The sequence below is a fragment of the Paenibacillus sp. J31P316 genome, from assembly GCF_056269105.1.
This window is the reverse complement of record NZ_JBWDNI010000020.1, coordinates 108,646-115,333: the sequence shown is the minus strand read 5'-3', so window position 1 is coordinate 115,333 and position 6,688 is coordinate 108,646. Positions and strand designations below refer to the sequence as shown.

Annotated in this window: 6 protein-coding genes, 10 tRNA genes and 1 rRNA gene; 13 read left to right on the top strand and 4 right to left on the bottom strand. The window is 53.4% G+C overall.

Annotated elements, in window-relative coordinates:
* The 11 genes from AC0YNU_RS29975 to AC0YNU_RS29925 form a co-directional block, all read left to right on the top strand.
* Positions 1–110: ribosomal RNA gene (locus AC0YNU_RS29975) — 23S ribosomal RNA — on the top strand; the annotation flags it as partial.
* A 150-nt stretch (positions 111–260) separates the two neighbouring features.
* A tRNA-Asn gene (locus AC0YNU_RS29970) sits at positions 261–336 on the top strand.
* Between the two features lie 4 nt (positions 337–340).
* Positions 341–431, top strand: a tRNA-Ser gene (locus AC0YNU_RS29965).
* A gap of 73 nt (positions 432–504) precedes the next feature.
* Positions 505–579: transfer RNA gene (locus tag AC0YNU_RS29960), tRNA-Glu, on the top strand.
* Between the two features lie 75 nt (positions 580–654).
* A tRNA-Val gene (locus AC0YNU_RS29955) sits at positions 655–730 on the top strand.
* A 19-nt stretch (positions 731–749) separates the two neighbouring features.
* Positions 750–826 (top strand) — tRNA-Met (locus AC0YNU_RS29950).
* 52 nt (positions 827–878) lie between these two features.
* A tRNA-Met gene (locus AC0YNU_RS29945) sits at positions 879–955 on the top strand.
* Between the two features lie 33 nt (positions 956–988).
* A tRNA-Asp gene (locus tag AC0YNU_RS29940) sits at positions 989–1,065 on the top strand.
* Between the two features lie 56 nt (positions 1,066–1,121).
* A tRNA-Gln gene (locus AC0YNU_RS29935) sits at positions 1,122–1,197 on the top strand.
* Positions 1,198–1,205: 8 nt separating this feature from the next.
* A tRNA-Lys gene (locus AC0YNU_RS29930) sits at positions 1,206–1,278 on the top strand.
* Positions 1,279–1,295: 17 nt separating this feature from the next.
* Positions 1,296–1,382: transfer RNA gene (locus AC0YNU_RS29925), tRNA-Leu, on the top strand.
* A 209-nt stretch (positions 1,383–1,591) separates the two neighbouring features.
* On the opposite strand, the gene AC0YNU_RS29920 is transcribed toward AC0YNU_RS29925, so the two are convergent.
* From AC0YNU_RS29920 to AC0YNU_RS29910, 3 genes are all read right to left on the bottom strand, one after another.
* Complete coding sequence (locus AC0YNU_RS29920; RefSeq protein ID WP_161703776.1) at positions 1,592–1,774, bottom strand: twin-arginine translocase TatA/TatE family subunit; 183 nt, start codon at positions 1,772–1,774, stop codon at positions 1,592–1,594.
* An 86-nt stretch (positions 1,775–1,860) separates the two neighbouring features.
* Positions 1,861–2,418: a RidA family protein gene (locus AC0YNU_RS29915; protein ID WP_475763197.1), complete on the bottom strand. Its 558-nt coding sequence runs from the start codon at positions 2,416–2,418 to the stop codon at positions 1,861–1,863.
* Between the two features lie 226 nt (positions 2,419–2,644).
* Complete coding sequence (locus tag AC0YNU_RS29910) at positions 2,645–4,252, bottom strand: flavin monoamine oxidase family protein (RefSeq protein ID WP_475763195.1); 1,608 nt, start codon at positions 4,250–4,252, stop codon at positions 2,645–2,647.
* Positions 4,253–4,613: 361 nt separating this feature from the next.
* Between AC0YNU_RS29910 and AC0YNU_RS29905 the strand changes: the two genes are divergently transcribed.
* Together AC0YNU_RS29905 and tatC are read left to right on the top strand one after the other, a co-directional pair.
* A complete protein-coding gene (locus tag AC0YNU_RS29905) occupies positions 4,614–4,844 on the top strand; it encodes a MerR family transcriptional regulator (RefSeq protein WP_475763193.1) in 231 nt (76 codons plus the stop codon).
* The gene (gene tatC, locus AC0YNU_RS29900) at positions 4,841–5,593 is read left to right on the top strand and encodes a twin-arginine translocase subunit TatC (protein WP_475763191.1); all 753 of its coding nucleotides are present in this window, start codon (positions 4,841–4,843) and stop codon (positions 5,591–5,593) included. Before AC0YNU_RS29905 ends, tatC begins: the two co-directional genes overlap by 4 nt.
* Before the next feature lie 181 nt (positions 5,594–5,774).
* Here tatC and AC0YNU_RS29895 read toward each other — a convergent pair whose 3' ends face one another.
* On the bottom strand, positions 5,775–6,680 hold the full coding sequence (locus AC0YNU_RS29895) for an AraC family transcriptional regulator (RefSeq protein ID WP_475763189.1): 906 nt from the start codon (positions 6,678–6,680) through the stop codon (positions 5,775–5,777).
* Between the last annotated feature and the right edge of the window lie 8 nt (positions 6,681–6,688).

Sequence of the window (6,688 nt, the reverse complement as noted above, 5' to 3'; positions counted from 1 at the left end):
GATTTCCCAGTATGTAAGACCCCTTGAAGACGACGAGGTTGATAGGTTCGAGGTGGAAGCGCAGCAATGCGTGGAGCTGACGAATACTAATCGGTCGAGGGCTTATCCTAATAAAAGTTAACCAGCTAATCTTTGCGAATGCATGAATTCATATTCGGTTTTTGAGTTGTTATCTTCAGCTTAGGTTGAAGACATGCCCACTTCGCAGTGGGTTTTTTAATGGCCGTAAGCCTTGCTTGCAAGTTACAGCCATGATTTATTCCCTGATAGCTCAGTTGGTAGAGCACTCGACTGTTAATCGAGTTGTCACAGGTTCGAGTCCTGTTCGGGGAGCCATTATGGAGAGCTGTCCGAGTGGTCGAAGGAGCACGATTGGAAATCGTGTATACGCTAACCGCGTATCGAGGGTTCGAATCCCTCGCTCTCCGCCATATTCGCATCTAAGCGTGAAGCGGCGATTAAGTGGTCATTCCGAATCCAGTTCGGGAGACCGTTGATTATAAAGGCCCGTTGGTCAAGTGGTTAAGACACCTCCCTTTCACGGAGGTAACAGGGGTTCGAGTCCCCTACGGGTCACCAATTTATTCTCTAAATGAAGTACCGCTCTGAAGGTTAATCCGAAGCCATTTCGGGAACCCTGGAGTAAATCATCATGGAGGCTTAGCTCAGCTGGGAGAGCATCTGCCTTACAAGCAGAGGGTCGGCGGTTCGATCCCGTCAGCCTCCACCATCTATATATGAATTAATGACGCGGGGTGGAGCAGCCCGGTAGCTCGTCGGGCTCATAACCCGAAGGCCGCAGGTTCAAATCCTGCCCCCGCAACCAAATTTTCTCGGCGTCTTACCGAGAACGAATTGCATAGCTGGTTTTTTAATGACGCGGGGTGGAGCAGCCCGGTAGCTCGTCGGGCTCATAACCCGAAGGCCGCAGGTTCAAATCCTGCCCCCGCAACCAATTTTCTCGGCATTTACCGAGAATGAATAGTGTGGAGCCGTGGTGTAGTGGCCTAACATGCCTGCCTGTCACGCAGGAGACCGCGGGTTCGAATCCCGTCGGCTCCGCCATTAATTTACTTGCTCAAGCGGCTTGCCAGTTTAGTCTGCAGAGCAATCATTTTTGTTGGGGATTAGCCAAGCGGTAAGGCAACGGACTTTGACTCCGTCATTCCCTAGGTTCGAATCCTAGATCCCCAGCCATTTTGTTCGAGCCATTAGCTCAGTTGGTAGAGCACCTGACTTTTAATCAGGGTGTCGTAGGTTCGAGTCCTACATGGCTCACTTTTCATTATTCTTATGCGGTCATGGCGGAATTGGCAGACGCGCTAGATTCAGGTTCTAGTGTCAGCAATGACGTGGAGGTTCGAGTCCTCTTGACCGCACCATAAGCCAACCATCCTTCTCACGCGACGCGCTGCATGCGCACGCCGGAGAAGGTTTTTTTTGTTTATATCGGAATCGGTGATAAGTTACGTATCTGGTAGATGATGGAAAAGGCCGTCCTTGAAGCTGCTCGTATCAGCTTCAAGGACGGCCTTATTGTTTGTTGCGGGGTTTTTGCAGAAGGCGTTATTCTTACGTCAGCGTCGGCAGGTTAGGACTTGCTGTCCGTAACTTCTTCCTTGTTGTCGGAGACAAGCTCTTTGGCCGAAGCTTTGAACTCATGCAGCGTACGACCGACTGCGCGGCCAAGCTCTGGCAGCTTGGAAGGACCGAAAATAATAAGCACGACGACCATAATCATCATCAGACCGGGAAAGCCAATGTTTTGCAACATACGATCATCTCCATTCGATTGGGTGTGGATCGGCATTTGGCCGTGGCCGCCCTAAGGGCGGCAGTGTTTGGCGTGCGTGAAGGACATTAATCTTGATCGTGATTGCTCGGATAGGCGGCAACGGCTTCGATTTCGATCAACCAGTCGGCGCTGACGAGGCCGGAGACACCGACGGTGGAACGGGCAGTCTTAGTCGGGTTATCTTTCGTATTGAAGTATTTCGCATACGCTTTGAACCAGCCATCGAAGTCGAACTTGCCGCCCTTCTCGGCATCGGGAGCAACGTAAACGCGCAGGTACGTGACGTCTTTCAAGGACAGGCCTTGTTCTTTAAGCTGTTTCTCTATGTTTTTCAAAACGCTAAGCCCTTGTGTTTCTGTATCGCCGTAGCGTTCGTAAACGGTTTTGCCGTCTTTGTTGATGACGGACGGCGTCGTGCCGCTCGTCTCGAACGTGGCGATGTTGCCCGGCATGGCGACGGCGCTGGCAATGGAGGAAGAGGGACTTCCGTAAAACTCCGCCTCGTGAATCGGGGCGAGCGGATATTTGTTTGGCGTAATTGCGGCGTAGACGCTCGCGGTGGCTGCCAGGCTGGAAACAACGACGACGCCAAGGGCGATTTTTAATTTACGATTCAGATGCATAGTTCTTCCCCTCCTGAATGGTCTGTTCACGTTCGGCAGGCGCTTGGAGGCGCGGCCGTGAAAAATATGGCGCAAACGCGGGCGAATACCGCCGAATGCTGCTGCTTGCGGGTGGATTTCGGCGATTGCCGACAAATGTCGGCAATTGCCAAGACTTAAGGCTGATTAGCGTAAGATAAGAGCTCGTTGCCGGCGGTTGCCGTCGAATCATATTCCCTGCGAAAAACTAGGACTTCATGACGCGCTCGTGAATGTCGGTGACGACGGACCGTGCGGATTCGATGGCTCCCGCCATCCAAGCGGTAATGTAGCTGATATGCTCGCCGGCGAGGTAGACGCGGCGGTCGGGACGGCACAGCACCGGATAGTTGGTCTTACGGTCTTCTCCGGAGTAGGACACCCAGCTGCCCATGTTGTATTTGATGTTTTTCCAGTTGACGGAGAACGAGGACTCGAACTCGCGGTAATATTGCGGATGAATCTTGGCGCCTTGGGCCAGAGCCATCGCTTCGCGTTCCTGGAAGGAGAGTGCGCCTAATTTATCCGCTTTGGCGCCGAATGCATAGTAGCCGAGCAGCACGCCTTTCTTGGCGAAGTAGTTCGTCGGCGGGTAGTAGATGGAGGAGATGTCCATGTTCGTCAGCGTGTTCCCGCCGAAGATGAGATCGTCTTCCTCCCAGAAGCGGCGTTTGAACTGCAGGCCGATCTTCCCGGCATTCGCGTAATTGGTATTATTGATCGCGGTGGTCATCTCCGGCGATAGATCATGTTTGATCGTCTTCAGCACGGACAGCGGGATCGTACAGATGCAGAAGTCGCCTTCGATTTGCTTGGCTTCGCCGCTGAGCAGGTCTTTGTACGAGACCTGCACCTTCTCGCCGACATGCTTGATCTCCGTAACTTCCATATTGTGCTTGATCCGGTTGCCGAGCCGCTTCTCGAACGCCTTCGGAATGGCGTCGATACCGCCGACGGGGTGGAACATCATCATTTGCTGATCGTATTCGTACTCGCTGCTGATGTAGTTCGCAAAGCCGGAATTGATGATGGCTTTCATATCGAAAGGGTCGCGGATAACGCCGGCATCGAGCCTTGAGCCGGGTTCGTCTTTGTAGCCGCCGCGCGATGATCCCTTATAGAACAAGTCGGCATCGAGGTTGCCTTCGGAGCGAAGGTAGGCGACGACCTTGGCTTTCTCCTCCGGCGTAATCGGCAGGTCAAGCCCTGGCTGATTGACGGCTTTGGCCAGAAGTTCGTTAATATAGCCCTTGGCATCGGCCTTAGCGGCACGTTTTCGTACGGGGGTGTCGGACAGGGCGCCGCCGACATTCTCGTTGTAGTAGTACGCGCTCTCGTTCACGTTGTTGAACGGTTCCATCTGGATGCCGAATTCCCGGCAGTATTCCATGGTCACGTGGAATTGCGGGATGCGCATGCAGCCGGCGTTCAAATAGTGGCCGTCATCGAAACGGGCGACTTGCTTCTGGCCCCCGACCTCCGTCACGGTCGTGCCGCGGCGGACCGACCAGTTACGGCCGCCAGAGCGGGCACGGGCTTCGAGGATGGTGCAGTCGTACCCGGCTTTGCCGAGCTCGTAGGCGGACGTCAGACCGGCGAGACCCGCACCCAGGATGATGATGCGTTTGCCGGAGCGGTTCGTGCCTTTCAAATCCCAGCTGGAAGGAGGCTCGTACTCGGCCGCCTTCATCGTTTCTGGCGAAAACAAGCCCATCGTGCCCATGACGCTGAATACGGCAGCGGCACCGCCGATCTTTCCGACGGTCGTCAGAAATTGTCTGCGCGACCATTCGTTTGGCGTTTCTTTTGTTTCCATGCGCTTCAGCTCCTTTAGTGGATCATCTGTCCGACTCTGGAGCAAATGTAGCATGGATATTTTGAATGGGGCCAATATTTTGTTAGTTTATCTGACATAAATGAAATTAATATAGGTGATAAATAAAATGATTCAACTAACGTTCATTAGGGTGAAACCCCTATAAAATAGGCGTTTATCCCAATAATATGATGTGGTACTAAAGCTTTATGGGATAAAGACCGTGCTATCAGGCCCATTGAATAATACAGAAAGTGCTGTTATTATCCATCTCAAGAGATCAATGTTAAGTTTCATCACATCAATTCATTAGAAATCCGAGTGATCGACGACTACACCTACGTAGGGAGGCCGTTAGACGATGAAGGACAAAGTGATGAGCATCGGGATCGTTTGCGACTTGACTGGTTTGACGGAAAGGCAGATCCGGTACTATGAGGAGAGGCAGTTGGTTTTCCCGGTCAGATCGAAAGGCGGCGCACGCAAGTACTCGTTCGAGGATGTGGAGAGGCTGAAAGAAATTAACGACAAGCTGAGGGACGGATTCCATACGTTCGAGCTGAGGAAACCCGGAAGGTTGTGCTGCGAATGAGGGTAAGCGAGGAAACGATGACATTCTTGTCGCATCTGAGCGAGCTGCGAACCCGGATTTGGCGAATCCTTGCCGTCTTCCTCGTGTCGATGGGCGGCGGGCTGTATTTGTCGCCAAAGGTGCTGCGGTATTTAAAAAGCGTTCCGCCGGGATCGGAGATGACATGGAACGTATTCTCGCCTTGGGACGGCATTCGCATGTACATGACGATTGCGGTCGTGATCTCGCTTACCGTATCGCTGCCGTTTATTTTGTATCAATTATGGGGTTTCGTGAAGATGGGACTTCATCCCGACGAACGCTCGGCGGCGCTGCGGTACGTGCCGTACAGCGTCATCTGCTTCCTGACCGGACTCGCATTTGGTTATTTCGTCGTCTTTCCGATGAGCTTCGCTTTTACTTCTAAAATCACGCATAGCATGCATCTGGTCGAGACCTATGGCGTAGCCCAGTATTTCGGCTTCATGTGCAATATCGTCATTCCGCTCGCGGCGGCCTTCGAGCTGCCGGTCGTCGTGATGTTTCTGACCAAGATCGGCGTACTGACCCCGAGGGGTCTGCGCAAGATGCGGCGGTACGCCTACTTGGTGCTCGTCGTTGTCGCAAGCCTTATCTCGCCGCCCGAGCTGATCTCGCATATGATGGTCTTCATCCCGCTCGTGCTGCTGTATGAAATCAGCGTCCTGCTGTCCCGCGCCGTCTACGGGCGGAAAAAGAGCGCCGCGCTGGCCGATGCCTCTGGCGCTTAGGATGACGCTTATATGAAAAGCGTTGAAGAAGAGGTGCTTTATTAGAAGCATTATTATTGAAGGAATAGAACTGCTTCAGGAGCAGGATTGAAAAGAAAAAGCCTGTGAGTTGGCGTGTTCCGCATAGCGCGGACCGACTCACAGGCCTTTTGGTGTGTTTGCCAATATCTTCCTGAAGATGCTAATCGCGGCTTTCCGCGCGCGCTTTGACCGAGCGGGCGTATTCCGAAGGGGACATGCCGGTAGAGCGTTTGAAGTCGCGCGAGAAATAGTGAATGCTCCCATAACCGAGCTTGGCCGCGATTTCCGTAAGGTTGTACTGCTGCTCGCGGATGAGCGATTTGGCTTCCGTGATTTTGAGCTGTTTGAAGTATTCCATCGCTCCCGTTCCGATGCGGGTTTGGAAGATTTCCTTCAGCCGGGTTTTCCCCAGGTGAACGGCACGGCACAATTGGTCAAGCGTGAGGTTGTCCGCCAAATGCGCCTGCATGTAAGCGATGATTCGCTCCTCCGCGAGCATCTCGGCATTGTCTTGATGCATCGAGGTCAGCTTCGGCGATTCGGGAACGGCGACAGGCCCTTCGCCGCGCAGCAGGAAGATGAGCAGCAGCTCCAGATAGGATCGCATGACCTGCTGGCCGGCGTAAGGAGCTTCGGGATGCGGCGATAGCTGGTGAAATCGCGGATCATCGAACGAAGGGCTGAACGTGCGGAACCCTTCTTGAAGAATAAGCGCCAGCAGCTCCCGTTCCCGTTTGCCTAAGGCGATCACTTTGTCTTCGAACCGGACCATGTCCGTCGAGCGGCATTCGAAGGAGATCACGATCAGGTTCGGCGGCTTGTGCTCCTGCGCGACCCGAACGGTGTGAAACTCCCCGGGCTTATGAAATATCATTTCCCCCTGCGAAAGCTTGATCGTCCGATCATCCGCGCGGACTTCGACCTCGCCCTTGTCCACGTATAGAAACTCCCAGAAATCATGCTCCTCGCCCTCGAAGACGAAGCCTTTGGCATATTCGAAATAATGAAAGGAATAGAGCTTCGGTATCGAGATGGATTCGCCTAGCGCAAGCGGCGTGAATTCCATGGCGGCGG

Coding starts and splice junctions, on each gene's coding strand:
- AC0YNU_RS29920 (WP_161703776.1), bottom strand. CDS start 1,774: ATGTTGCAAAACATTGGCTTTCCCGGTCTGATGATGATTATGGTCGTC.
- AC0YNU_RS29915 (WP_475763197.1), bottom strand. CDS start 2,418: ATGCATCTGAATCGTAAATTAAAAATCGCCCTTGGCGTCGTCGTTGTT.
- AC0YNU_RS29910 (WP_475763195.1), bottom strand. CDS start 4,252: ATGGAAACAAAAGAAACGCCAAACGAATGGTCGCGCAGACAATTTCTG.
- AC0YNU_RS29905 (WP_475763193.1), top strand. CDS start 4,614: ATGAAGGACAAAGTGATGAGCATCGGGATCGTTTGCGACTTGACTGGT.
- tatC (WP_475763191.1), top strand. CDS start 4,841: ATGAGGGTAAGCGAGGAAACGATGACATTCTTGTCGCATCTGAGCGAG.
- AC0YNU_RS29895 (WP_475763189.1), bottom strand. CDS start 6,680: ATGGAATTCACGCCGCTTGCGCTAGGCGAATCCATCTCGATACCGAAG.